The sequence below is a fragment of the Ruegeria sp. CDSA020 genome (genome assembly GCF_059612345.1).
The window spans coordinates 315,934-339,811 of record NZ_JBXWQK010000003.1 but is presented as its reverse complement, the minus strand read 5'-3'; the positions used below and the strand labels follow the sequence as shown (position 1 = coordinate 339,811).

Annotated in this window: 25 protein-coding genes; 11 read left to right on the top strand and 14 right to left on the bottom strand. The window is 57.5% G+C overall.

Annotated elements, in window-relative coordinates; translation table 11 throughout:
* Positions 1 to 154 precede the first annotated feature (154 nt).
* From lptG to rsmA, 5 genes are all read left to right on the top strand, one after another.
* Positions 155 to 1,255 carry an LPS export ABC transporter permease LptG gene (gene lptG, locus AC2FJW_RS07140; RefSeq protein ID WP_496749629.1) on the top strand — a complete coding sequence of 367 codons (1,101 nt, stop codon included), beginning with the start codon at positions 155 to 157 and terminating at the stop codon, positions 1,253 to 1,255.
* The gene (locus tag AC2FJW_RS07135) at positions 1,255 to 3,417 is read left to right on the top strand and encodes an LPS-assembly protein LptD (RefSeq protein WP_496749627.1); all 2,163 of its coding nucleotides are present in this window, start codon (positions 1,255 to 1,257) and stop codon (positions 3,415 to 3,417) included. The genes lptG and AC2FJW_RS07135 overlap by 1 nt, the downstream gene beginning before the upstream one ends.
* On the top strand, positions 3,408 to 4,661 hold the full coding sequence (locus tag AC2FJW_RS07130) for a peptidylprolyl isomerase (RefSeq protein WP_496749626.1): 1,254 nt from the start codon (positions 3,408 to 3,410) through the stop codon (positions 4,659 to 4,661). Before AC2FJW_RS07135 ends, AC2FJW_RS07130 begins: the two co-directional genes overlap by 10 nt.
* Positions 4,658 to 5,620 carry a 4-hydroxythreonine-4-phosphate dehydrogenase PdxA gene (gene pdxA / locus AC2FJW_RS07125; protein ID WP_496749625.1) on the top strand — a complete coding sequence of 321 codons (963 nt, stop codon included), beginning with the start codon at positions 4,658 to 4,660 and terminating at the stop codon, positions 5,618 to 5,620. The genes AC2FJW_RS07130 and pdxA overlap by 4 nt, the downstream gene beginning before the upstream one ends.
* Before the next feature lie 84 nt (positions 5,621 to 5,704).
* Positions 5,705 to 6,547: a 16S rRNA (adenine(1518)-N(6)/adenine(1519)-N(6))-dimethyltransferase RsmA gene (gene rsmA / locus AC2FJW_RS07120; protein ID WP_496749624.1), complete on the top strand. Its 843-nt coding sequence runs from the start codon at positions 5,705 to 5,707 to the stop codon at positions 6,545 to 6,547.
* A 58-nt stretch (positions 6,548 to 6,605) separates the two neighbouring features.
* On the opposite strand, the gene AC2FJW_RS07115 is transcribed toward rsmA, so the two are convergent.
* The 3 genes from AC2FJW_RS07115 to prfA all read right to left on the bottom strand — a co-directional run bounded on the left by AC2FJW_RS07115 (position 6,606) and on the right by prfA (position 9,316).
* Positions 6,606 to 7,181: a DUF4167 domain-containing protein gene (locus tag AC2FJW_RS07115; protein WP_496691122.1), complete on the bottom strand. Its 576-nt coding sequence runs from the start codon at positions 7,179 to 7,181 to the stop codon at positions 6,606 to 6,608.
* A 237-nt stretch (positions 7,182 to 7,418) separates the two neighbouring features.
* Positions 7,419 to 8,264, bottom strand: a complete 846-nt coding sequence (gene prmC, locus AC2FJW_RS07110) for a peptide chain release factor N(5)-glutamine methyltransferase (RefSeq protein WP_496695680.1) — start codon at positions 8,262 to 8,264, stop codon at positions 7,419 to 7,421.
* Complete coding sequence (prfA, locus tag AC2FJW_RS07105; protein WP_496749623.1) at positions 8,261 to 9,316, bottom strand: peptide chain release factor 1; 1,056 nt, start codon at positions 9,314 to 9,316, stop codon at positions 8,261 to 8,263. The genes prmC and prfA overlap by 4 nt, the downstream gene beginning before the upstream one ends.
* Before the next feature lie 63 nt (positions 9,317 to 9,379).
* Between prfA and AC2FJW_RS07100 the strand changes: the two genes are divergently transcribed.
* A complete protein-coding gene (locus AC2FJW_RS07100; RefSeq protein WP_496749622.1) occupies positions 9,380 to 9,667 on the top strand; it encodes a hypothetical protein in 288 nt (95 codons plus the stop codon).
* Here the strand turns inward: AC2FJW_RS07100 and AC2FJW_RS07095 are convergent.
* The 4 genes from AC2FJW_RS07095 to AC2FJW_RS07080 form a co-directional block, all read right to left on the bottom strand.
* A complete protein-coding gene (locus AC2FJW_RS07095; protein ID WP_496749621.1) occupies positions 9,608 to 10,012 on the bottom strand; it encodes a DUF1499 domain-containing protein in 405 nt (134 codons plus the stop codon). The genes AC2FJW_RS07100 and AC2FJW_RS07095 overlap by 60 nt on opposite strands.
* 68 nt (positions 10,013 to 10,080) lie before the next feature.
* Complete coding sequence (gene speB, locus AC2FJW_RS07090) at positions 10,081 to 11,028, bottom strand: agmatinase (protein WP_281971979.1); 948 nt, start codon at positions 11,026 to 11,028, stop codon at positions 10,081 to 10,083.
* Positions 11,029 to 11,090: 62 nt separating this feature from the next.
* On the bottom strand, positions 11,091 to 12,056 hold the full coding sequence (speB, locus tag AC2FJW_RS07085) for an agmatinase (RefSeq protein ID WP_142633391.1): 966 nt from the start codon (positions 12,054 to 12,056) through the stop codon (positions 11,091 to 11,093).
* A gap of 12 nt (positions 12,057 to 12,068) precedes the next feature.
* Complete coding sequence (locus tag AC2FJW_RS07080) at positions 12,069 to 13,232, bottom strand: M20 aminoacylase family protein (protein WP_142633389.1); 1,164 nt, start codon at positions 13,230 to 13,232, stop codon at positions 12,069 to 12,071.
* Positions 13,233 to 13,298: 66 nt separating this feature from the next.
* Between AC2FJW_RS07080 and mazG the strand changes: the two genes are divergently transcribed.
* The 3 genes from mazG (at position 13,299) to AC2FJW_RS07065 (ending at position 15,607) form a co-directional block, all read left to right on the top strand.
* The gene (mazG, locus tag AC2FJW_RS07075) at positions 13,299 to 14,156 is read left to right on the top strand and encodes a nucleoside triphosphate pyrophosphohydrolase (protein WP_496749620.1); all 858 of its coding nucleotides are present in this window, start codon (positions 13,299 to 13,301) and stop codon (positions 14,154 to 14,156) included.
* Positions 14,157 to 14,219: 63 nt separating this feature from the next.
* Complete coding sequence (locus tag AC2FJW_RS07070) at positions 14,220 to 15,161, top strand: nucleoside hydrolase (protein ID WP_496749619.1); 942 nt, start codon at positions 14,220 to 14,222, stop codon at positions 15,159 to 15,161.
* A complete protein-coding gene (locus AC2FJW_RS07065) occupies positions 15,158 to 15,607 on the top strand; it encodes a GNAT family N-acetyltransferase (RefSeq protein WP_142633385.1) in 450 nt (149 codons plus the stop codon). Before AC2FJW_RS07070 ends, AC2FJW_RS07065 begins: the two co-directional genes overlap by 4 nt.
* Positions 15,608 to 15,659: 52 nt before the next feature.
* On the opposite strand, the gene AC2FJW_RS07060 is transcribed toward AC2FJW_RS07065, so the two are convergent.
* The 6 genes from AC2FJW_RS07060 to AC2FJW_RS07035 all read right to left on the bottom strand — a co-directional run bounded on the left by AC2FJW_RS07060 (position 15,660) and on the right by AC2FJW_RS07035 (position 21,258).
* Positions 15,660 to 15,827 (bottom strand): hypothetical protein, encoded by a 168-nt coding sequence (locus tag AC2FJW_RS07060; protein WP_185956604.1) that lies wholly within the window; start codon positions 15,825 to 15,827, stop codon positions 15,660 to 15,662.
* Between the two features lie 273 nt (positions 15,828 to 16,100).
* Positions 16,101 to 17,378, bottom strand: a complete 1,278-nt coding sequence (gene eno, locus AC2FJW_RS07055; protein WP_496749618.1) for a phosphopyruvate hydratase — start codon at positions 17,376 to 17,378, stop codon at positions 16,101 to 16,103.
* A 124-nt stretch (positions 17,379 to 17,502) separates the two neighbouring features.
* Positions 17,503 to 18,384, bottom strand: coding sequence for a DMT family transporter (locus AC2FJW_RS07050; RefSeq protein ID WP_496749616.1), 882 nt, complete (start codon positions 18,382 to 18,384; stop codon positions 17,503 to 17,505).
* Between the two features lie 136 nt (positions 18,385 to 18,520).
* Positions 18,521 to 18,934 (bottom strand): Fur family transcriptional regulator, encoded by a 414-nt coding sequence (locus AC2FJW_RS07045; protein WP_142633379.1) that lies wholly within the window; start codon positions 18,932 to 18,934, stop codon positions 18,521 to 18,523.
* A gap of 73 nt (positions 18,935 to 19,007) precedes the next feature.
* On the bottom strand, positions 19,008 to 19,712 hold the full coding sequence (locus AC2FJW_RS07040) for an endonuclease/exonuclease/phosphatase family protein (RefSeq protein ID WP_142635102.1): 705 nt from the start codon (positions 19,710 to 19,712) through the stop codon (positions 19,008 to 19,010).
* A 127-nt stretch (positions 19,713 to 19,839) separates the two neighbouring features.
* Positions 19,840 to 21,258, bottom strand: coding sequence for a protein adenylyltransferase SelO (locus AC2FJW_RS07035; protein ID WP_496749695.1), 1,419 nt, complete (start codon positions 21,256 to 21,258; stop codon positions 19,840 to 19,842).
* 85 nt (positions 21,259 to 21,343) lie between these two features.
* Here AC2FJW_RS07035 and AC2FJW_RS07030 point away from each other — a divergent pair, with 85 nt between their 5' ends.
* Together AC2FJW_RS07030 and AC2FJW_RS07025 are read left to right on the top strand one after the other, a co-directional pair.
* Complete coding sequence (locus AC2FJW_RS07030; RefSeq protein ID WP_496749614.1) at positions 21,344 to 21,766, top strand: cupin domain-containing protein; 423 nt, start codon at positions 21,344 to 21,346, stop codon at positions 21,764 to 21,766.
* A 3-nt stretch (positions 21,767 to 21,769) separates the two neighbouring features.
* Complete coding sequence (locus AC2FJW_RS07025) at positions 21,770 to 22,660, top strand: fatty acid desaturase (protein ID WP_496749612.1); 891 nt, start codon at positions 21,770 to 21,772, stop codon at positions 22,658 to 22,660.
* Here the strand turns inward: AC2FJW_RS07025 and AC2FJW_RS07020 are convergent.
* Positions 22,626 to 23,750: an anhydro-N-acetylmuramic acid kinase gene (locus AC2FJW_RS07020; RefSeq protein ID WP_496749611.1), complete on the bottom strand. Its 1,125-nt coding sequence runs from the start codon at positions 23,748 to 23,750 to the stop codon at positions 22,626 to 22,628. The genes AC2FJW_RS07025 and AC2FJW_RS07020 overlap by 35 nt on opposite strands.
* Between the last annotated feature and the right edge of the window lie 128 nt (positions 23,751 to 23,878).

Sequence of the window (23,878 nt, the reverse complement as noted above, 5' to 3'; positions counted from 1 at the left end):
GTCGCGGAAAAAGTTCCGGCAGGGTCGGAGAGCGGGAGGGCGAATTGGCAAATCGGGGCAGGCATAGGCCGTTGCGCGCTGGCGCATGTACCGCTGATTCTCTTGACTTCAAGGCCCCCGCTGCAGGCAACGCAGTGATGCCGAGGGCGCATCGGTGATCCTGGATCGATATTTTGCCCGCCGGTTCACCCAGAGCTTTCTGGTCATTGGCTGTATCTTTTTGACGCTGATGATTCTGATCGATCTGATTGAACAGGTACGGCGCTTTGATGAGGTCGATCTGTCATTTGGCCGGCTTTTGTATCTGACCCTATTGAATACGCCCGCCGCCATCGGTGAGATGCTGCCTCTGCTGATCATCCTGTCCACGATTGCGTTGTTCATCGGATTGGCGCGCAGCTCGGAATTGGTGGTGACGCGCTCGATCGGGCGGTCTGGAATTCGCGTCCTGCTTGCACCTGTAACTCTGGCCCTGTTGATCGGAGCCTTGGCAGTTGCGGTGCTTAACCCGTTTGCTGCCGCAACTTCCGAAGAATTCCAACGGCTTTCCGATTCCTACCGTAACCGCACCAACTCAGCTCTTTCGATCAGCAGTGAGGGTTTGTGGTTACGGCAAGCTACAGAAGAGGGCCAATCGGTTGTCCACGCGCGCAGAACGTCAAACGGTGACACCCTGCTGTTGAAGGATGTCACCATAATAACATTCGACGCGATTGGTCAGCCGACACGCCAAATCTCTGCCAAACAGGCCGAGTTGGAAGACGGTTTTTGGGTTTTACAGGATGCCAAGATCTGGCCGCTTATGAACGGCATCAATCCCGAAGCTGGCTCGAAAGAGCATGATCGTCTGGAGATTCCGACCACCCTGACGCGTCAGCGCATTCTGGACAGGTTAGGCAAACAGGATTCGATGTCTGTCTACGATTTGCCCCAGTTGATCCGAGACTTGCGCGAAGCCGGATTTTCGACCAAGCAATACGAGGTCTGGTTTCAGGTCCAACTGGCAAGACCTCTGTTTCTGGTCGCAATGGTCCTGATCGGCGCGGCCTTTACCATGCGACATGTCCGGTTCGGCGGCACAGGGATAGCGGTGCTGACGGCCGTGCTACTGGGCTTCGCCATCTATTTCGTCCGTAATTTCGCGCAAATATTGGGAGAAAACGGTCAGTTGCCTATCTTCGTTGCAGCCTGGGCCCCGCCATTTGCGGCCATCCTTCTTTCTCTTGGCCTGCTGTTGCATGCGGAGGATGGCTGATGCGCAAATTTGCTCTGCTATTGCTCTCGGGTGCGGTTGCATTGTCTTCGCCTTCGGATGTCATGGCCCAGACTTTGCCGGAACAGGATCAAACGACGAACGCGTCCCAGCAAGAGCCACCAGCCTTACTTGTCGCCGACAAGATTTTCATAACCCCAGAGCGTGTGCTGATCGCAGAGGGCAATGTCGAAGCGTTTCAGGGTGACGTCAAAATGACGGCCAGTCGGATTTTGTACGACCGCGAAAGCGGTGAGCTTACACTGGAAGGACCGATCCGGATTGATCAGGGCAATCGAACGACAGTTCTGGCGGATTCCGCAGAACTCGACCGGGGTTTGCTCAACGGCCTTTTGATCGGCGCCCGAATGGTGTTCGACCAACAGGTGCAAATTGCCTCGGTGCAGGCGACACGTGCTGGCGGCAGATACACCCAGTTCAGCAAAGTCTCGGCGACGTCTTGCCATGTCTGCACGGATGGGCGGCCACCGCTCTGGCAAATCCGTGCCCGCAAGGTGACCCATGATCAGTTGGAACGACAGCTCTATTTCGAAGGTGCGCAATTCCGGGTGCTGGATGTGCCGGTCTTCTATTTCCCTTACCTGCGTCTCCCCGACCCAACGCTGGACCGGGCGACTGGTTTTCTGGTCCCATCGGTCCGCACCACCTCGCAGTTGGGCACAGGCATAAAGGTTCCCTATTTCTTCAAGCTTGGAGATCACAAGGACCTCACGCTGACACCTTACCTTTCCGGTAAGACCAGAACTCTGGGCTATCGCTATCGTCAGGCCTTTAAGAACGGACGGATCAAAATCGAAGGCGCGCATACTCGCGATGACCTTCAACGGGACGAGGCGCGCGGATATTTCTTTACCAACGGTTGGTTTGATCTGCCGGACGACTATCGCCTGACCTTCAACATCCGAACTACGTCCGACGATTCCTATCTGGCTGATTACGGCCTGCCCGACTTTGACCGTCTGCGCAGCGAAATTGCCCTGGAAAGGATCAAGCGCGATACCGCTTTCCGGACCAGCCTAAACCACTATAAAACCTTGCGAGATAGCGAGGATCAGGATCAGATTCCTTCTCGAATCTTCGACCTGAACTATCGCAAACGCTTCTTCCCGGCAGCTGTCGGAGGAGAGGTGCGGATGGCTTTCATCGGTCATGCCCATGAAAGAACGAGCAATGAGGACGTTATCGGGCGCGATGTTGCCCGAGCGACCTTCGATACCGAATGGCTGCGCAGCTGGATACTGGGCTGGGGGCTGCGTGCAGATGCCCAAGTAGGCGCGTCAATCGACACGTTCAATATCCGCCACGACAGCGCCTATCCCGATCAGGTGACCCGCACGACCCCGCGCGCCGCACTGACGCTGCGCATGCCAATGACCCGCCGCGAGGCGTCGGGCGCAACCCAGTTGCTGGAACCCATCGCGCAGATCGGGTGGACGCATGTCTCCGACAATGATGTTCCTATCGACGAAAGTACGTTTCAGGAGTTTGACCAGGGTAACCTGCTATCCCTGTCCCGATTCCCTGCCGAGGACAGGCGCGAAGATGGGGTCAGCGGCGTTGTTGGGGTGAATTGGGCGCGTTATGGCTCCAGGGGCTGGCAAGCGCGTGCCACGATCGGTCAGGTCTTTCGTGCGGATGCTGATCCCGACTTTAACCTTACATCGGGCCTTCAGGGCACATCGTCCGATGTGTTGATCGCCGGACAACTTGAAACGCCCAACGGGTGGTCTCTGGCCGGACGAGGTTTGGTGAACGGAGATTTCAGCTTTGCCAAGGCCGAGCTGCGTGCTGCATGGCAAAAGGAAACAACGGCCCTCAGCGGAAGCTATGTCTGGCAAGAACCCGATCCCGCAGAAAATGTCGACGATGAGATTTCTGAGATCTGGTTGCGCGGGCGGTACGACATCGATCAGAACTGGCAAACCCGTGCTCAGGCGCGGTATGACCTGAGCGAATCTGAACCGATCAGATATGGGTTGGGTATCACGTACCGGAACGAGTGTGTTCAGGTTAACATGTCGGTCAGCAGGCGCTATACCTCGTCATCAAGTATTGAGCCTTCGACCGAATTCGGCTTTACCGTAGCTCTGACAGGATATTCTGTCGAAGGTGGCGGCAAACAGTACAAGAGAAGATGCAGTTGATAACAGGTTTTTCACGTTTCTTTCGTTCCAGCCATATCGGGCTGGTTGCTCCGGCACTGGTTGCAGTTTCGATTGCCATAGCACCTGTAAAGGCAGTGGCGCAGAACCTGTTCTCGCCTGCCATAAAGGTTAATCAAGACATCGTGACCTGGTATGAGCTGGAACAGCGCCTGCAATTCCTCTCGATTCTGGGTGTTCCCGGCGCAACCGAGGAAGACGTGCGCAAAGCTCTGATAGACGACCGCCTGCGCAAACAGGCGATGCGCGACGCTGGAATCGTGGTCGCCCCCGAAGACGTTCAGGTTGGAATAGACCAATTTGCAGCCCGCGGTCAGCTTTCGAGCGACGAATTCCTGCAGCTTCTGGCGGATGCCGGTGTTGACCGTGAGACGGTTCGGGATTTCATCAAGGATCAGATTTCCTGGCGTGAATTCGTCAGCGCGCGTTTTCTGTCGCAGGCGAGACCATCGGAAGACGAGATCAATCGCGCACTTGGACAATCTGGAAGTGGTGGCCTGCAAGTCCTTCTTTCGGAAATCATTATTCCTGTGAACCAACAAAACCTGTCACAGGTTCAACTGCTGGCCGAAGAGATCGCCTTGATCGAGGGCTATGATTCCTTTTCAACCGCCGCAACACAGTACTCGGCGGCCGGAACTCGCACCAATGGGGGGCGCCTTGACTGGTTGAACTTGACCGATCTGCCCCCGGCGCTGCAGCCGGTCATCATCGGGCTCAAAAATGGTGACGTCACCCAGCCCATTCCGCTGCCCAATGCCGTGGCACTGTTTCAGATGCGCGGTTTGCGTGAGACCGCTGCGAGTACGCCCACCTATTCCGAGATCGACTATGCTGTCTATTACATGCCCGGTGGTCGTAGTGCGGAAACACTGGCCGCAGCCGAAAAGCTGAAAGAAGAAATAGACACTTGCGATGATCTGTACGGTATCGTGCAAAACAAGCCAGCAGAAGTCTTAGAGCGGAATGTCAGCAAACCGTCGGAAATCCCGCGCGATATCGCATTGGAACTGGCCAAACTGGACCTGAACGAAGTTTCAACCACGTTGACCCGTAACAACGGCCAAACACTGGCTTTTGTGATGTTGTGCACACGTACCCGCAACCTTGGCGAAGAGACAACGCGTGCAGATGTCGCCAATGCTCTGACCCAGCAAAGGCTGCAAACACTTGCAGAAAGCCTGTTGGGGCAAATGCGTGCCGACGCAACTATTGTTGAACAATGAAGCCAATCGCGCTCAGCTGCGGCGATCCGGCCGGAATTGGGCCCGAGATCGCCGCAAAAGCCTGGGCCAGCCTTAGAACCACCTGCCCTTTCTTCTATATTGGCGATGCCGCGCATTTGCCGCCCGAGACACCGTCGGTACAGATCAGCGACGCCTCTCAGGCGGTCGAGATCTGTGGCTCTGCCCTGCCCGTACTGCAACTGGACTTTCCAGCCCCCAACCGGTCTGGGCACCCTAATCCAGCCAACGCCAGATCAGTTGTCACTGCCATTGAAACCGGCGTGGCGCTGGTTCAGTCCGGTTCTGCATCGGCGCTATGTACCGCACCGATCCACAAGAAAGCACTTATCGACGGGGCAGGTTTCTCATTCCCCGGCCATACTGAATTTCTGGGCGCCTTGGCTGGGTCCCAACGTGTTGTGATGATGCTGGCGAGCGACCAACTGCGCGTTGTACCAGCAACCATCCACATCCCGCTCTCACGCGTTCCTTGCGAGCTTACGCCCGAGCTTTTGCGGGAAACCATCGAAATCACCGCCCAGGGACTACAATCACAGTTCGGTATTGCCACCCCGCGGATAGCCGTCGCGGGCCTCAACCCGCATGCCGGTGAAGGCGGCAAGATGGGACAAGAAGAACTGGACTGGATTGCGCCGCTGATTGCGGAGCTGTCCGGCAAAGAGTATACCGTCACCGGCCCGCACCCCGCGGATACATTGTTCCACGCCGCAGCGCGCGCACGCTATGACGCCGCCATCGCTATGTATCACGATCAGGCTCTGATTCCGATCAAGACGCTGGATTTCGATCGCGGTGTGAACGTTACCCTAGGCCTTCCATTTATCCGAACCTCACCCGATCACGGGACTGCACTGGACATTGCGGGGCAAGGCCTTGCAAACCCCACCAGCCTGATCGAAGCGCTGAAACTTGCCCAGCAGATGGCACAAAGCTCTTGATCCTTCAGCGGGCTGTAAATATCCCGGCCAGAGGTAAAAATTCTCTGGCGCTCTCCTATCAAACCGCGCCACGGTGATCGGATCATGAGCACTATCGACAACCTTCCCCCTCTGCGCGAGGTTATCGCCTCGCATCAACTCTCGGCTCGCAAGTCGCTAGGCCAGAACTTTTTGCTGGATCTGAACCTGACCGCCAAGATCGCGCGGCAGGCCGGAGATCTTGCGGAATGCGATGTTCTGGAAATCGGCCCCGGCCCCGGCGGGCTGACCCGTGGGCTACTTTCAGAAGGTGCGCGCAAGGTTGTCGCGGTTGAAAAAGACACACGCTGTATCGCTGCCCTAAACGACATCGCCGCCGCCTATCCTGGCAGGCTTGAGATCATCAACGGTGACGCGCTTGAGATTGATCCGCTTACGCATCTGACCCCTCCGATCCGTGTGGCTGCGAACCTGCCCTATAACGTCGGCACCGAATTGCTGGTCCGCTGGCTGACCCCGCCGCAATGGCCTCCGTTCTGGCAAAGCCTGACCCTGATGTTTCAGCGCGAAGTGGCGGAACGGATCGTCGCCCAACCCGGCGGCAAAGCCTATGGTCGCTTAGCCATCCTTGCCCAATGGCGGGCCCACGCGCGCATCGCCATGTCACTGCCACCCGGAGCGTTCACCCCGCCCCCCAAGGTCTCAAGCGCCGTGGTCCACCTGATCGCCCTGTCGCAACCGCGCTATCCGGCTGATCCTGCCACACTGTCCCGCGTGGTCGCCGCCGCTTTTAATCAGCGCCGCAAAATGCTGCGAGCCTCGCTAAAGGGCGTGGCCCCGGATATCGAAGACCGCCTGATCGCCGCCGGAATCAAACCCACCGAACGTGCGGAACAAGTGCCTTTAGAAGCGTTCTGCGCATTGGCCCGCGAAGTCAAAAGATCCTGAAACAAAAAACCCTGCGGCCTAACAGACCGCAGGGTTTTTCTTTTCTATACTGGCTGATTTACTCTGCCGCTTCAGGCGTATCACCGTTGCCGGAGGGCGCGTCCTCAGTCGCAGCAGGTGCGGCTTTGGGCTTGCGCGCCCGAGGCCGACGGGCCGGTTTTTCTTTTTTCTCGGCCTCTTCAGGGCTTTTGCTTTCAGGCGTTTCTACTAGCCCGGATTCCGGGGCAGCTGCGTCAGCGGCAAACCCCATCACATCAGGTTGAGGTGCCTCAGCGGGATCCGACTGGCGGACGGTTTCGCGTTCCTGACGCTCGGCACGCTCACGATCTCGTTCAGCCTGGCGTTCGCGATTCTGACGCTCTTGCTCCTCACGGCGTGCATCCATTTCACGCTGAGCTTCGCTAAGCAAACGCAGGTAATGTTCGGCGTGCTGCTGAAAGTTTTCGGCAGCTACACGGTCGTTAGACAACTGAGCATCGCGTGCAAGCTGATTATATTTATCAATAATCTGTTGCGGCGTGCCACGCACTTTGCCCTCTGGGCCCGAACTGTCGAAAACTCGGTTTACGACGTTGCCGCCAGAAGGACGATTGCGGTTATTCTTTGCCCGAGAGCGGGATTTGGAAGATCTCATCTACTTTAGTCAGCCTTGTCGTTCGCTGCCGATCAGTTCGCGTCTTGCACTGCTCAAGGGCTTAGCTATGACACGATGTCGGCTTTTTTGGGCTTGGCGTCAGGGGCCCGCTGTAACAGCGTCAACCTCTCTGACTACACCTGAGTAAACACGTCCAGAGCGTGCAGACAAGAGGTTTGTCCCAATTTTTGTACCTTTTTTATATCAATCGGCGCATTTCGGCCTCAGAATGTTCCGTCATGAAGGCATTCTGGCGAAAACGACGCGGTCGCGACCATCCAGATCGGGAATGATCCGTACGTCTGTCAATCCTGCTGCGTCAAACAAAGATGCGACGCTCTGCCCTTGCTCGGGTCCGATTTCGACAAGTAACCGACCATGGAGCAATAGAAAATCCGGGGCGGCGGCAGCAATCCTACGGTAGGCCCCCAAGCCGTCACCTTCGTCTGTCAATGCCATCCGCGGCTCATGGTCCCGCACTTCAGGTGCCAGGGTGTCCATTTCCGGAAGGGAAATATAGGGCGGGTTTGAAACAATCAGGTCAAATTTTGCTTCAATGTTTCCAAACCAATCGGATTGCTTAATTTCGATCCGGTTCTGAACATCGTGTTGCACGGCATTTGCACTGGCCTGTAGGCAGGCCGCCTCGCTCAGATCCACACCAATACCCGATGCACTGGTGCGTTCGGCCAGCAATGTGATCAGGATGCACCCCGATCCAACCCCCAGATCGAGGACATAGTCAAAGGGTTCGCTCAGCGCGGCCTCGATCAGAACCTCTGTTTCCGGGCGTGGATCCAGCACGTCCCGGCTAACTTTGAACCGACGGCCGTAAAACTCACGTTCCCCCAACAGATGAGAAACGGGCACACGAATGGCCCGAAGCGAGATCAGTTGCTCGTATCGCTCAGCAATATCCGGTAAAAGCTCTTCGGGTGTAATCAGTGTCACGCGACTTGCTTCGATCCGGGCGGCGTGGGCGAGTAGAACCCGCGCATCCCGCGCCGGATCAGCCACACCAGCCGCACGCAATCTTGCCGTAGCGGCCACCATGGCCTGAGCCGCTGTCTGGCCGCCGGTCATTGCGCCATCTCGGCCAGGAGACGCGCCTGATCATCCGCGGTCAATGCGTCGATTACCTCATCCAGATCGCCCTGCATCACCTGATCCAACTTGTACAGCGTCAGATTGATCCTGTGGTCCGTCATGCGGCCTTGCGGGAAATTATAGGTCCTGATCCGTTCCGACCGGTCGCCAGACCCGACCTGGTTCGCCCGATCTGCCGAGCGTTCGCTGTCAATCCGCTGACGCTCCTGATCATAGAGTCGGGTCTTCAGAACCTGCATCGCGATCTCGCGATTGCGGTGTTGGGATTTCTCGGAGCTGGTCACCACAAGCCCGGTGGGCAAGTGTGTAATCCGCACGGCCGAATCGGTGGTGTTCACGTGCTGCCCACCCGCACCCGAGCTGCGCATCGTGTCGATACGGATATCATTGGCGTCGATCTGAATATCGACATCCTCGGCCTCGGGCAGAACCGCCACGGTCGCCGCCGAGGTATGAATGCGCCCGCCACTTTCGGTCTCCGGCACCCGCTGCACCCGGTGAACGCCAGATTCGTATTTCAAACGGGCAAAGACGTTGTCGCCTTTGATATGGGCAACCACCTCTTTGATGCCGCCTAGATCAGACGCCTGCTCTTCGAGGATCTCGAATTTCCAGCCGCGCGCTTCGGAATACCGCTGATACATGCGCAGCAGGTCGCCTGCAAAAAGCGCGGCCTCATCACCGCCGGTTCCAGGGCGGATTTCCAACATGGCCGGGCGCGCATCGGCTGCATCCCTAGGCAACAAGGCCAGTTGCAGGGCGTGTTCGGCACCGGGAATTTGGGCCTGCAGGTCGGGGATTTCCTCTTCGGCCAGCTCCCTCATATCGGGATCGGCCAGCATCGCCTCGGCCTCGGCAAGGTCAGTGACCAGCTGGCGCCATGCCATGATCTGATCGACCACCGGCTTGAGGTCCGAATATTCCTTGGCCAGCACAGCAATATCGCCGCCCAAAGCACCATCTGCCATGGCTGCTTCGAGGTATTGGAATCGCTGAGTTATCTGTTCAAGGCGTTCTTCAGGGATCATCCGGGCGGTGTCTCTTAATCCGGGGCTATGGTCAAGGGCTGTCCGTATGCTAAGCTGCCCCGCATGAGACGGTTGGTTCTGGTTCTATCGCTTTTTGCGACGCCCGTGATGGCCGATGTCGTCGGTCCCGGCGGCAAGGTACAGGACTGCTATTGCACTGACAAATCCGGGTCACGCGTTGAATTGGGCGAGATGATCTGCCTGCAGGTCGACGGTCGCATTTTCACTGCACAATGTCAGATGTCACTGAACGTTCCGATGTGGCGCGAGGTACAGGAAGGATGCCTGTCCTCAGCGCTGCATCCGCGCGAGCCAGCCATCAACGCGGTTTCGGTTTACCCCAAAATCTGAGCGACCAAAGCGCAACCTGCCATAGATGCGCAGTGTATCGCCGTTCTGCTGGGCGGTTGTGTAATCTGGAAAACCTATCACTTTGGTACGGGTGATATAGGTGACCATCCCGTCATCAACTGACCCGGCCAGAACCTTTGTACGTGGTGAGGCCATTGCGATTTCGTTCAACTGCGCCAACCCGTCCGGCCCCGTTTCAAGTACTCGCACGACGCCACCACGGAGGTCCCTGTTCGCGTCGCCGACGGGGGTATTGTGCCAGATGGCGGGATCAGACGGCGCAAGCCGTATATACGCCCCCACAAGGACAATCAGACCCGCAATCAGCCACAGCGTCATTTTCATCTTTTCACTCTGTTAGATTGCGGAACCATATGCAGTTCCGCATAGCAAACAAGAGACTGCCGTGATCCCTACCGTGACGTCACGCCTGGCAATATGCACAGCAGTTCAAACAGCAGATTGGCAGCGGTCAGCGCCGTATTGCCAGAGGGATCATACGGCGGAGAAACCTCGACCAGATCACACCCAACCACATTTGTCCCGCCCAGGGCATGGATCAGTTGCAGCGCCTGCGGTGTGGTTAACCCGGCGATCTCGGGCGTGCCGGTTCCGGGGGCGAAAGACGGGTCCAGACTGTCAATGTCATAGGTGATATAGACCGGATGATCCCCGATCTCATTGCGTATCTGCGCGCCCATGACCGTCAGGTTCTGCTGCCAAAGCTCCCATGCGGGGTATTGGCGAAAGCCCCACCCTTTGGCCTCGGTAAAGTCCGATGCCGCATAGCCAGAGCCTCGGATGCCGATCTGAAAGGTTTTGTCCGGCACGATCAGCCCTTCTTCATAGGCGCGCCGGAAAACGGTGCCGTGGGTTTCCTTTTCGCCAAACATCTCATCATTTACATCCGCATGGGCATCCACATGGACCAGCGCCACAGGCCCGTGTTTCGCAGCTATAGCCCGCAGGATCGGCAAGGTGATCGAGTGATCGCCCCCCATCGCCACAGGTGTCACACCCTGCGCCAGAATCGCGTCATAGCTCTCCTTGATGATCCTCAGACTGTCGGACAGCGAAAAGGTGTTGATCGCCAGATCTCCGATATCCGCGATTTGCAAGCTGTCGAAGGGGGCCGCAAAGGTGGCCATATTGTAAGGCCGCAGCATCGCACTTTCGCTGCGGATCTGTTTCGGTCCGAACCGTGTCCCCGACCGCCAAGAGGTGCCGATATCCATCGGTATGCCTATTACGGCCACATCCAATCCGGCCAATGTATCCGCCTGCGGCAGGCGCATGAACGTGTTTGGGCCGGAAAAACGCGCCAGATCGTTACCGCTGATTGGTTGGTTGAATTGTGTCATGCCGTTATGTCTTCCGTCCTGCCTGCTGCTAACCTGATACCGGAAAGATGGCTAACCAAAGGTTAAGGCTTCAGCTTGTTCCATCCCAGCAGGCAAATGATTTGGGTCGCCACATGTGCGCCTGCAATCGCTGTCGCACCTGAGGTGTCATAGGGCGGCGAAACCTCGACCACGTCCCCGCCTTTGATGTTAATCCCAGCAATGTCGCGCAGGATGATCTGGGCCTGAATCGAACTCAGTCCACCCCAGACCGGCGTTCCCGTGCCAGGCGCAAAGGCCGGGTCCAGACCGTCGATATCGAAGCTCAGGTAAACCGGGTTGTCACCAAGAATGCCTTTGATCTTTTGCGCCACGGCGGCGGGACCGGACTCGTACACCTCCCGAGCGTCAATGATGTTGACCCCCAAAGTATCTTCGTTCGTCGTACGAATACCCACCTGAACGGAACGCTTAGGGTCCACTATCCCTGATTTGACCGCCTTGTAGAACATGGTGCCATGATCCACGCGGGACATGTCGTCGTCAGCCCATGTATCCGTATGCGCATCAAATTGCAGCAAGGACATCGGCCCGTATTTCTCGGCATAGGCCTTCAGGATCGGGAAGCTGATATAGTGGTCCCCACCAAGCGTCACCGAGGCCACGTCAGCGTTGAGAATTGTGCGAATGTGGTCCGTCAATGTGTCCGGAAAGGCAGGTATATTGGCGTAGTCATAAGCCATGTCCCCGTAATCCACGATTGCCAATTCGCTTAGCGCATCAAACGGCCAGCCATAAGGCTCATCCGGGGATTGCAACGTGCTGGCCTCGCGGATGGCGCGTGGCCCAAGACGCGTACCGGGGCGGTTCGTCACCGCCTGATCAAATGGCACGCCGGTTACGGCGATATCAATCCCGGTCAGATCCTTGGTATACAAGCGGCGCAAAAATGACATCGCCCCCCCGAAAGTATTCTCGTACGAGACGCCTTTCAGTTCAGGATTGGTAAACGCCTCGTCGACGAAATTCTTTGAATCTTCCAGTGCCATGTCTTTCTCCTGTCAGCCCAAAGGCTGGGCCTTTTCGACGATCCGCGCAAAGAAAGACGCCCCAACCGGCGCGATGTCGTCGTTGAAGTTGTATTTCGGATGATGCAGTCCGGCCCCCTCGCCTTGCCCCAGAAACAGGTAAGCGCCGGGGCGCGACTGCAGCATGTATGAAAAATCCTCGGCCCCCATCATCGCGTCGACATTGGTCATCACGCGATCTGCACCGGCAACATCACGCGCGATTTCTGCGGCAAAACCAGTCTTGTCGGCGTCATTGATTGTTGCAGGATAGTTGACCTCATAGTCCAGCCGCGCTTCGACACCATAGGATTGGGCTTGTCCTTGTACGATCTGTTCCATCCGCTCCATCACCATTTTCTGCACAGTCGGATCAAAAGTGCGCACAGTGCCGTTGATAAAGGCGGTATCGGGGATCACGTTGTTCACGGTGCCGGTATGGATTTGCGTGACCGAGATCACCAGACTGTCCAAAGCATAGTTGTTACGACTGACGATGGTCTGAATCGCCTGGGCGATACCGCAGGCCGCCATCACCGGATCCCGGGTTTCATGCGGCATGGCACCATGGCCACCAAGGCCCTGAATGTGAACTTCGAACGTATCAACAGCAGCCATGATCGGCCCGGGGGTTGTCTGAAAGGATCCTTCGGGAATTCCAGGCGCATTGTGCAATGCATAGATTTGGGAAATGTCGAACCGGTCCATAATCCCCTCTTCGACCATGACGCCCGCGCCACCACCCTCTTCTTCGGCCGGTTGAAAGATCAGCGCCACGCGTCCACGGAAATTTCGGGTTTCCGCCAGATAGCGCGCTGCGCCCAACAACATCGTGGTGTGCCCGTCATGACCGCAGGCATGCATGTTTCCGGGCTTGGTTGATTGGTACGCGACCCCTGTTTCCTCGGGGATAGGCAGAGCGTCCATATCAGCGCGCAGACCGATCGTCGGCCCCTCACCCTGGCCATTGATGATCGCAACGATCCCAGTGGTGGCGATCCCTTGGTGCACCTCATCCACATCGAACTCACGGAGTCGATCAGCGACAAAGGCCGCGGTTTCGTGGCATTCGAATGCAAGCTCGGGGATCGTATGCAGATGCTGGCGCCATGCGGCCATATCGGCAGAGAAATCGGCAATTCGGTTGACGACGGGCATCTGGGGTGGACTCCTGATCGTGACTGCGGAATGGATGCATCTGACACCGGAACGAAAGGGTTCGCAATGGCCGAAAATCCTCTGATCCATGACAGCGATGCTGGCATCGAACGCTTGTTAGAGATCATGCGCCGACTGCGCGACCCTCAAACCGGCTGCCCATGGGATATCGAGCAGGATTTCGGCACGGTCGCTCCTTATACGATCGAAGAGGCTTATGAGGTCGCTGATGCCATCGAACGTGAGGCTTATGATGAGCTGAAGGGCGAACTCGGGGATCTGCTGTTCCAGTCTGTCTTTCATGCACAAATGGCCGAAGAAGCCGGGCATTTCACCTTTCAGGACGTGGTGCGCACCATGTCGGACAAGATGGTCGCCCGGCACCCGCATGTCTTTGGCAACGAATCCCGCGACAAATCGGCAGAGCAGCAAACACTGGACTGGGAAGCCATCAAAGCAGCCGAACGTGCTGGTAAAGAACAACAAGGCGCGTTGGACGGTGTCGCCGCCAACCTGCCCGCGCTGCTGCGTGCTCTCAAATTGCAGAAACGTGCCGCCCGTGTTGGATTCGACTGGCCCGATGCCAGCCATGTGCTGGCCAAGATAACCGAAGAGGCTGCCGAGCTGGAAGAGGCACGCGACCGCATGGATGCGGATGCGTTAGAGGATGAGTTCGGCGATCTGCTATTCGTTATGGTCAATCTGGGCCGCCATCTTGGGGTCGAGCCCGAGACCGCCCTGCGTCGGACCAACGCCAAGTTCACCCGCCGGTTCGAGCAGGTCGAGTCGCGCCTGGCTGCACGGGGAAAAACCCCAACAGAAAGCACGCTGGAAGAGATGGACGCGCTTTGGGACGAGGTGAAGATCGAGGAACATCGGGCCAATGGCAAACTCCCGCCGGCAAAGGCCGAGGCCGGAACGTAAAACCGCTAGACAAGCTCTCGGACACTTGCGAGTGTCCCACCTTCACGACCTCCGGAGACGATCATGCCCGCTCGCAAAATTATTATAGACACCGATCCGGGACAGGACGATGCCGTCGCCATTCTGCTGGCGCTTGCCAGCCCCGACGAAATTGAGGTTTTGGGCATTACCGCAGTCGCTGGCAACGTACCCTTAGAGCTAACCGCCAAAAACGCGCGTATTGTCTGTGAACTGGCTGGCCATACCCAGACCCCCGTCTATGCCGGATGCGACCGCCCGTTAGAGCGCCCCCTGATCACAGCAGAGCATGTGCATGGCAAAACTGGCTTGGATGGGCCGATTCTGCCGGATCCGCAGATGCCGCTGTCAGAAGGGCATGCCGTCGATTTCATCATCGACACGTTGCGCGCGCATGAACCAGGCTCCGTTACGCTCTGTCCCCTTGGGCCATTGACCAACATCGCCACAGCGTTCCGCAAAGCGCCTGACATCGTGGACCGGGTTCAAGAGATCGTTTTGATGGGAGGGGCATATTTCGAAGTTGGAAACATCACCCCAACCGCCGAATTTAACATTTACGTCGATCCAGAAGCCGCTGATATTGTGTTCAAATCTGGACGTCCCATTGTGGTGATGTCGCTTGATGTCACGCATAAAGCTCTGGTGACCAAGACGCGCAACGATGCCTTCCGTAGAATTGGAAACAAGGCCGGTGTCGCGGTGGCCGAGATGACCGATTTCTTTGAAAGGTTCGACAAGAACAAATACGGCTCGGAAGGTGCTCCGCTACACGACCCTTGCGTGACAGCCTATCTTATCAAACCCGAACTGTTTACCGGGCGGCTGGTGAATGTCGAAGTCGAGACCCAATCAGAGCTGACCCTGGGCATGACCGTTGCCGATTGGTGGGGTGTTACCGACAGAAAACCCAACGCCCTGTTCATCGGAGAAATTGACGCTGGCGGGTTCTTTGATCTGCTCACGGATCGGCTGGCCCGACTATGAGCGCCGCACTTCGCCTTGCCCGCCCCGAGGATCTGGAACGTCTGGTTGGTCTGGTCGCCGCCTTTCACGCCGAAGAAGGCATTACCCAGGATGCCGATCAGACGCGCAATGCGCTTGCCCCTCTTCTCGAGGGAATACCTTTTGGGTGCATCTACCTGATTGGGCCCGGTCGCGCACCCTTGGGCTATGTCATCCTGACCTTTGGGTGGTCTGTTGAATTCGGCGGCATGGATGGATTCGTGGATGAGATCTATATTCGTCCTGCCGTGCGAGGGCGCGGAATTGCGTCTGAAGTCTTGCTGGATTTGCCCAAGGCGTTGGCGAGCGCGGGGCTCACAGCCTTGCATCTTGAAGTCGATCGTACAAACGAGACGGCACAGAAACTGTATCTACGCACAGGTTTCAAGCCTCGTGACCGCTATATGCTGATGAGCAAAACCCTTTGATCCATTTCTGTTTGGCTGAACAACAAGGCCACCCGCGAAAGATTGACAGACCCTACCGGGCCTCACCGCGACGGATGTAAACCGGTGCTTCAAGGTTTGCCACCGGATCGTCAGGGGACACTGCCGTACCGGTGATCGGATATGTTCCAGGCTCTGAGCAAGCAACCAGAAATACAGTGCTGAGTGCAGACGCTACCAGAAGAAGTTTCGAACCATTCATAGTGTTCCCCTTATCTGTTATTTCAATATGATACGAATGCGCACTACAGAACAAAAAGGAAAAAGTTCACACATAAGGATCGCCAGCGCAGGACCCCTATATAAGTCATTAATATATCTAGATAATACTATTCATAACCTCCCAAGTTTCTTCTGACCCAATCATGCTAAAGTGCCGGTTTGAGATTTAGACATGGGCAAAACCTACAATCCAACACAAAAAAGCCCGGCCCATTTCCACAGGCCAGGCAATCAAGATTCAGGCTTACAGGTTTCAGCGCTTGAGGATTGAGGCCCCTGCGTATTCGGCAATCTCACCCAGAGATTCTTCGATACGGATCAGTTGATTATACTTGGCTAACCGATCTGACCGCGCCAGTGATCCGGTTTTGATCTGACCGCAATTCGTGGCCACTGCCAGATCGGCAATCGTGGCATCTTCGGTCTCGCCCGAGCGGTGCGACATCACATTGGTATAGCGTGCGCGATGGGCCATATCGACGGCGCGCAGCGTCTCGGTCAGTGTTCCGATCTGGTTCACCTTGACCAGCATCGAGTTGGCACAACCGCGTTCAATCCCTTCCGCCAGTCGCGTGGGGTTGGTGACGAACAGATCGTCGCCCACCAGTTGCACCTTGTCGCCGATGGCGTCGGTCAGGGCCTTCCAGCCGTTCCAATCATCTTCAGACATACCATCTTCGATTGAGATGATCGGATAGTCGTTGACCAGCGCCGCCAGATAGTCGGCATTTTCTTCCGAGGTCAGGCTCTTGCCCTCACCCGACAGGACGTATTTGCCGTCTTTGTAATACTCGGTCGCGGCGCAATCCAAAGCTAGATGGATTTCCTCACCCGGCTTGTAGCCCGCCTTTTCGATGGATTTCAGAATGAAATCCAGTGCCTCGCGCGTGCTGGCGATGTTGGGGGCAAAGCCGCCCTCGTCGCCGACACCTGTGGCAAGACCTGCCGACGACAGCTCTTTCTTCAGAGTGTGGAACACCTCGGACCCCATGCGCACCGCGTCGCGGATATTCGCGGCCGAAGTCGGCATGATCATAAATTCCTGAATGTCGATCGGGTTGTCGGCATGTTCGCCACCGTTGATGATGTTCATCATCGGCACGGGCAGGATACGGGCCGAGGTGCCGCCGACATAGCGGAACAGCGGCTGCGTGGTGAAATCCGCTGCCGCCTTGGCCGTTGCCAGCGAAACGCCCAAGATGGCGTTTGCGCCGAGACGGCCTTTGTTTTCGGTGCCGTCCAGTTCGATCATAGTCTGGTCGATCGCCACCTGCTCGGTCGCGTCGAACCCAACCAGTTCTTCGGCGATCTCACCATTTACGGCGGCAACCGCTTCGAGCACGCCCTTGCCCATATAGCGCGATTTGTCGCCATCACGCTTTTCGACCGCCTCATAGGCGCCGGTCGAGGCACCCGACGGGACGGCGGCACGGCCCATGGTGCCGTCTTCCAGGATCACGTCCACTTCGACGGTCGGGTTGCCCCGGCTGTCCAGAATTTCGCGTGCATGGATGTCGATGATGGTGCTCATGAGGCCCGTCCCTGTGGCTGCAATCAGTTGCCAGCCTCATATCAGTATAGGGCAAAAAGTAAACCACTCATGTTATCGCTAACACAGGTCTGAGAGCCTGTTTGCGCAAACCTGCGACGATCCGTCAGGCCGCGACAGCCAGTGACCGCGCGAGACGCCGTTCGCGCAGGAAGGTATAGAGCCCCGACCCCAGGATCAGCGAGGCACCGGCAACCGTCATCATATCCGGGCGCTCCCCGAACATCAGCATTCCGGCCGCGATAGAAAACACCAGCCGGGTGTATCGGAACGGGGTCAGGGCCGAGGCATCGCCAATCCGCATTGCACTGACAATCCCGTAATACCCCAGAACACCAAATCCAATCGCGCCCAGGAACGGCCCGAATTGCGCCTGGTTCAGCGCAACGACCGGCTGGCCGGCCATTGAGATCAGCACAAGACCGGCAATGGTAACCGCTCCATAGGCCTGCATCGCAACTACTGCCGAGGCCACACGCACATCCAGCCTGCGTGTGATCAGATCGCGGGCGGCAATAGCCACAACGCTGGCCACGACGAAAAGGGTTTCTGGCTGGAACCCGTCCAACCCCGGTCGGATGATCAAGAGAACACCGATGAAACCAACGCCGATTGCGCTCCATCGCCGCCATCCAACCTGCTCGCCCAGGAACAACGCCGCCCCCATTGTAACGACCAAAGGCATTGCCTGAAACACCGCGGCAACCGTTGACAAATCGACCAGAGACAGCGCGGTCACAAACGCCACGGCTCCCAGCCCTTCGCAGAGCGCGCGGATCAGGGGCAAGGTCTGCCACGCGGCGACATCAAAGATGTGCTTGCGTGTGAACAGGGCCATCGCTGCGAAAACCAAACCACAGGCAAGGCCCAGAATGACCATGATCTGTCCTGTTGGCACTGTGACCGACAGGTGTTTGATGAACATATCTTCAAGTGCAAAGGCCGCCATTGCGCCGACGACCAGCAAAATGCCGTTCACGTTGTTCATAGTTTTGTCCGTAGAATATTGCGGCGCGTTCAGCCGGTCATATCCAAGCAAAAGCCGATGCCGGGCGGTCAGGCAAGCAATATCCGCCTGGGAATCATGAATTCCCGTGCGCAGGCCGTTCGTTTTTTGTGATGGATCAGTCGTGGTCCAGCGGAACGCCATACAGTTCCAGCCGGTGCCCTTTCAGCTTGTAGCCCAGCTTAGCTGCAATCTTTTCCTGTAGCGCTTCGATCTCAGGATCTACAAATTCGATGACTTCACCTGACTGCATGTCGATCAAGTGATCATGATGGTCCCGTTCGGCATCCTCGTACCGCGCGCGACCATCACCGAATTCCAGACGCTCCAAAATCCCGGCCTCTTCGAACAGTTTGACGGTCCGATAGACGGTGGCGATGGAAATACCAGAATCAACCTGCGAGGCGCGCGAATAGAGCTCTTCGACATCGGGATGATCATCGCTTTGTTGCAGCACCTGTGCAATCGTGCGGCGCTGTCCTGTCATACGCAGGCCTTTGGCTTCGCAACGGGCGATGATCGTGTCGGACATAGGAACCCTCGGCATATATTCGGTTCTCTGTATTAAACCGTATGCGTGATCGGCGCTACAGGGGATTTACCGGCTAAGCTACAAGGCGTAGATCGGCCCAGATTGGCAAGTGATCCGAGGCGATATGCGCGGGTCGCACCGAATGCACGCCATGCAAAACAGCCTCAAGCCCCGCGCCGAGCGCGATCCGATCCAGCGCGCCCAGCGGCTGTGCCGCTGGAAAGCTGGGGAATGGTGGAAGAAAGTGCATATCCGGGGCCAGGTGATCCAGAACCGGCTGTCGGGACCATTCATTGAAATCCCCCGCCCAGACAGTTGGCAAATCCTCAAGATTCGCATCGCACCGTCTGAGGTGGGTGATTTGCTGACGGCGTGAGGCGGGCAAGAGCCCCAGATGCATGCCCATCACCCGAAGCGGACCGATTGGTGTGTCAAACTCGACCCTGACAGCTCCACGCGGTTCCAGCCCCGGTAATTCGTGATGCCCGGTCTGCCGGACACGGATCGCATCACCCCGCCAGATCACTGCATTCCCATGCCACCCCAAGCTGCCAGCCCCACCCAAATCAACGATCTGCCATCCCGCTTCGTCCAGCATGAAATGCGGCAGGGCCGCAGGGCGCGGAGGCAATCGTTTGTCGGCCTCTTGCAAGACGACAATATCGGCCTGCAGGCTTTCGATGACCTGAAGAATCCTCTGGGGCTGTCGACGCAGATCCAGTCCGACACATTTCTGAATATTATAGCTGGCGATGCGCAGGATTGCGGTCTGAGACATGGGTTCCTGAAAGTCCGTTTGAGATCGCAGGATTGCGCTGCTCATCGTTGATTGCAAGCCGGCTTCACCAAAGCAAGCGCATGGCGAAACACCGACGTAGCTGACTGCGAAAACAGGTGTGAGGAACTCATGTACCGCAGAAGGTCGCCTGAACAACCTCATCCTGTGCCGGTGGCCGTGTCAGATCCAAAGCGCCGGGTTGATCCTCATAGGGCCGGGACAGCACATTGTTCAGCCGGTGGAATGGGTCAAAATCCCCCTGCACCGCCGCCTGGATCATCTGTTCGACCCGGTGGTTGCGCGGGATATAGGCCGGATTGGCCTTGTTAATCACCTCAGCAGGTTTTTTTTCACGAGACAGCCGCGACCGCCAACCGTCTGCCCATTGATCAAAGGCCTGCGGATCGGTGAATTGATCCCGCGCCTGATCGCCGCCCAGCGCCCGGAAGGTGTTTGTGAAATCCGCCTGGTTCTGCGCCATGCAATTCAGCAAGTCCGAGATCATCTTAAGATCGCCGTCTTCCTGCGTCACAAGACCGATCTTGGCCCGGAACTTTGTAAGCCATTGCTGCTGTATCAGGTCGGGCATCGCATGGACGATCTCGGTAGCCTCAGCAACGGCGGCCTCTTTATCCTCGAACTGCTGGATCAGCGCGGTCGCCAGCTGCGCTGCATTCCAAACGGCGATTTCGGGCTGGTTGGAATAGGCATAGCGACCCATGCGGTCGATCGAGCTGTAGACGGTATTGGGATGATAGTTATCCATGAAGGCGCAAGGGCCGTAATCAATGGTTTCGCCTGAGATCGAGCAGTTGTCAGTATTCATCACCCCATGGATGAATCCCACACTCATCCATGCGGCAATCAACTGCGATTGTGCGTCGACAACAGCGCGCAAAAGACCCATCGGGCCGTCGGCCTGCGGGTAATGTCGCTGGATGGCATAATCTGTCAGTCGACGCAGACTGTCCAACTGTCCACGCGCGGCGAAGATCTGAAAGCTACCTACGCGCAGGTGGCTTTGTGCGACACGGGTCAGGATCGCACCAGGCATTGGACCTTCTCGAAAAATGGCCTCGCCAGTCTCAACGGCGGCCAGCGCCCTTGTGGTCGGGATGCCCAGTGCGTGCATCGCCTCGGACACCACATACTCGCGCAGCACCGGACCCAGCCATGCACGTCCGTCACCCTGTCGGGAAAACGGCGTCGGGCCTGATCCCTTCAACTGGATATCCCGTCGAACGCCATCCGTCCCAACTGTCTCGCCCAGCAAAACCGCGCGCCCGTCCCCAAGCTGGGGGTTATAATTTCCGAACTGATGCCCTGAATAGAGCTGTGCAATCGGTTCTGCCCCCTCTGGCAGGGCGTTGCCGGAAAAGGCCTCGGCCATTTCATGCACCTCGCCGGGCGTGATTCTCAGAATCTGCGCAAGATCGGAGTTGAAAGCAATCAAGCGAGGCGCACGAACCGGCACCGGCGCTTGCCGCGCATAAAAGCTGTTTGGCAAACGGGCGTAACTGTTGTCGAAGGGGATCATCAGAGTCATGTTCCAAACATATTCCTGATCGGGACGAATACCATAGCGGATCGTCCAATCCCGTGCATAATCGCCCTGAAACGACCGAGGCCCCATGACCGCACAAGAGATCATTCAACATCTGAATCTGCAACGCCACCCCGAAGGCGGCTGGTTCCGAGAAACCTGGCGCGCCGATAACCAGGAGAGCCGCGCCACCGGGACCTGCATCTATTTCCTGCTGCCCGAGGGTGAGGCCAGCCATTGGCACCGCGTCGATGCGACCGAGATCTGGCTGTATCACGCGGGGGCGCCCTTGGTGCTGTCGCTCAGCGCAACCGAAACTGGCCCGGCGACCGACCACATGCTGACCCCGGACCTGTCGCAAGGCGCGCCACAACTGATCGTGCCCAAGGATCACTGGCAGGCCGCGCGCAGCACCGGGGCCTACACGCTGGTCTCTTGCACCGTGTCCCCGGGGTTTGAGTTTGACGGGTTCGAGCTCGCCGCTCCAGGGTTCGACATCCCCCGAGGCTGACCGATGGATCACCGCGCCCTCATCGCATCACTCCCGGCCGAGGCCAAAGACCGGCTGCAGATGCGGTCTGACGCGGCGGGTCTGAGGCACTTGGTGCTGTATCTATTGGTGTTGTTCACAACCAGCACAGGCATCGCCGTGCAAATCCCGCTCTGGCCGCTGCTGATCCTGCCGCAAGGCGTGCTGCTGGTGTTTCTGTTCACCCTCAGCCATGAATGCACCCACAAAACGCCGTTTAGGACCGGCTGGATGAATGACGCGGTTGGGCATCTTGTCTCAATCCCAATCGCCCTGCCCTTTACCTGGTTTCGATACTATCACCTTGCGCATCACAAATGGACCAGCCACCCGGACAAAGATCCAGAGCTGGGTGGCAAACCGCGCCCCGACAGCTGGCCCGGCCTGATGATCTATCTGAGTGGTTGGCCTTATTGGTCTGGGATGACGAGCGTTCTGATCAGTAACGCAATGGGCCGGATCGAGGCGCCCTATTTGCCGCATCGCCAACATAAGGCCATGCGGATTGAGGCCCGTGTCCTGCTGGCCATTTACGCGCTTGCAGGGGCAAGCCTGCTGGTGTCTCCTTTGGTGGTCAGCTTATGGCTGTTGCCGGTCTTGGTGGCACAGCCCGTTCTTCGGCTGTACCTGCTTGCGGAACACGGCCTCTGCCCGCCGGTGGCGAATATGCTTGAAAACTCGCGCACTACGTTCACCAACCGATTGGTCCGATTTCTGGCCTGGAACATGCCCTATCACGCAGAACACCACGCCTTTCCAAACGTGCCGTTTCACCAGCTGCCAACGCTGCATGACTGGACCAAAGCACATCTGAAATCGACTTCTGAGGGGTATTCAGAATTTACGTCAGACTACGTTCGCTCGATGGAACGCTGACCATCCCGCCCCCGACCAGTGCCTTGACCCCGGTGGTGCCGGGGCAAGAGGTCGGCAGCCCGCGCGCGACACGGACAGCAAGATAGGCAAAGGCCTGTGCTTCCAGCATATCTCCATCCAGACCAACCGCTTCGACCGGCTCCACCGGACAATCCAGCGAAACGCGCAGCATCTCCATCAGGACCGGGTTATGCCGTCCCCCTCCTGTCACCAACACACGCGACGGTGGTTCCGGGCAATGCTCGATCCCTTGCGCAACTCCGGCGGCGCACATGCCGGTAAGCGTGGCAACTGCATCAGCATCTGATAATTCCTGGACTAGGCGGATCATCTCGGCAAAGTCGTTCCGGTCCAGTGATTTTGGCGGCATCCTGTTAAAGAAGGGCTCTGCAAGAAACAACTCAAGTGCTCCGGCCTCGACCCTGCCGCCGCGCGCAATCGCGCCGTCGCGATCCATGGGCAAACCCAGACGTTCCTGCATCAGATCATCAACCGGTGCGTTGGCCGGACCGGTGTCAAAAGCCAAGAGCGCACCTGGTATTTCAGGGCCATCAAACCTGGGATCTACATAGGTCAGGTTCCCGACCCCGCCCAGGTTCAGAAAACAAAGCGGTTGGTTGGCCTCAATCCACTTGGCACAGGCAAAGTGGAAAAAGGGCGCAAGCGGAGCGCCCTCGCCCCCCATCGCCACATCATCGCTGCGGAAATCCCAAACGACGGGGACACCCAAGGCCTGCGTCAGGCCATCGCCGTCACCCACCTGCAACGTACCGCGCCCGCTTGGTTCATGTGCTAGGGTCTGACCGTGAAACCCTATCAGGTCAATCTTGTCGAAGTCGGCCAGTATTTCGGCATGGGCAAGCGTGACCAATTCCGCCGCGGCATCCACCTCGGGGCCGTGCCACTGCCCCAGTGCTGCGCGAAGCGTTTTCCGCTCTGCATCTGAATAGGCGCGGTATCCGGTGGGCCCAAAGCCAAGAATTCTGTAACCGTCCGTTTTGATCACCGCCGCGTCCACGCCATCCAGCGAGGTCCCCGACATTGCACCCAATGCAGTCAATACGCCTGATTTGCTAATTGCCCGACCCACGCCAGCCCTCTTTCGCCTGTTCGCGCCCGTTATGTCGTCGCGTTGCCCACAACCTGCACGTTAACGCAAACCCAAGGCAAGCCAGATCACATAAGCCGCGTGTTTTTCTTGGACAAGGTGCCTTTTCC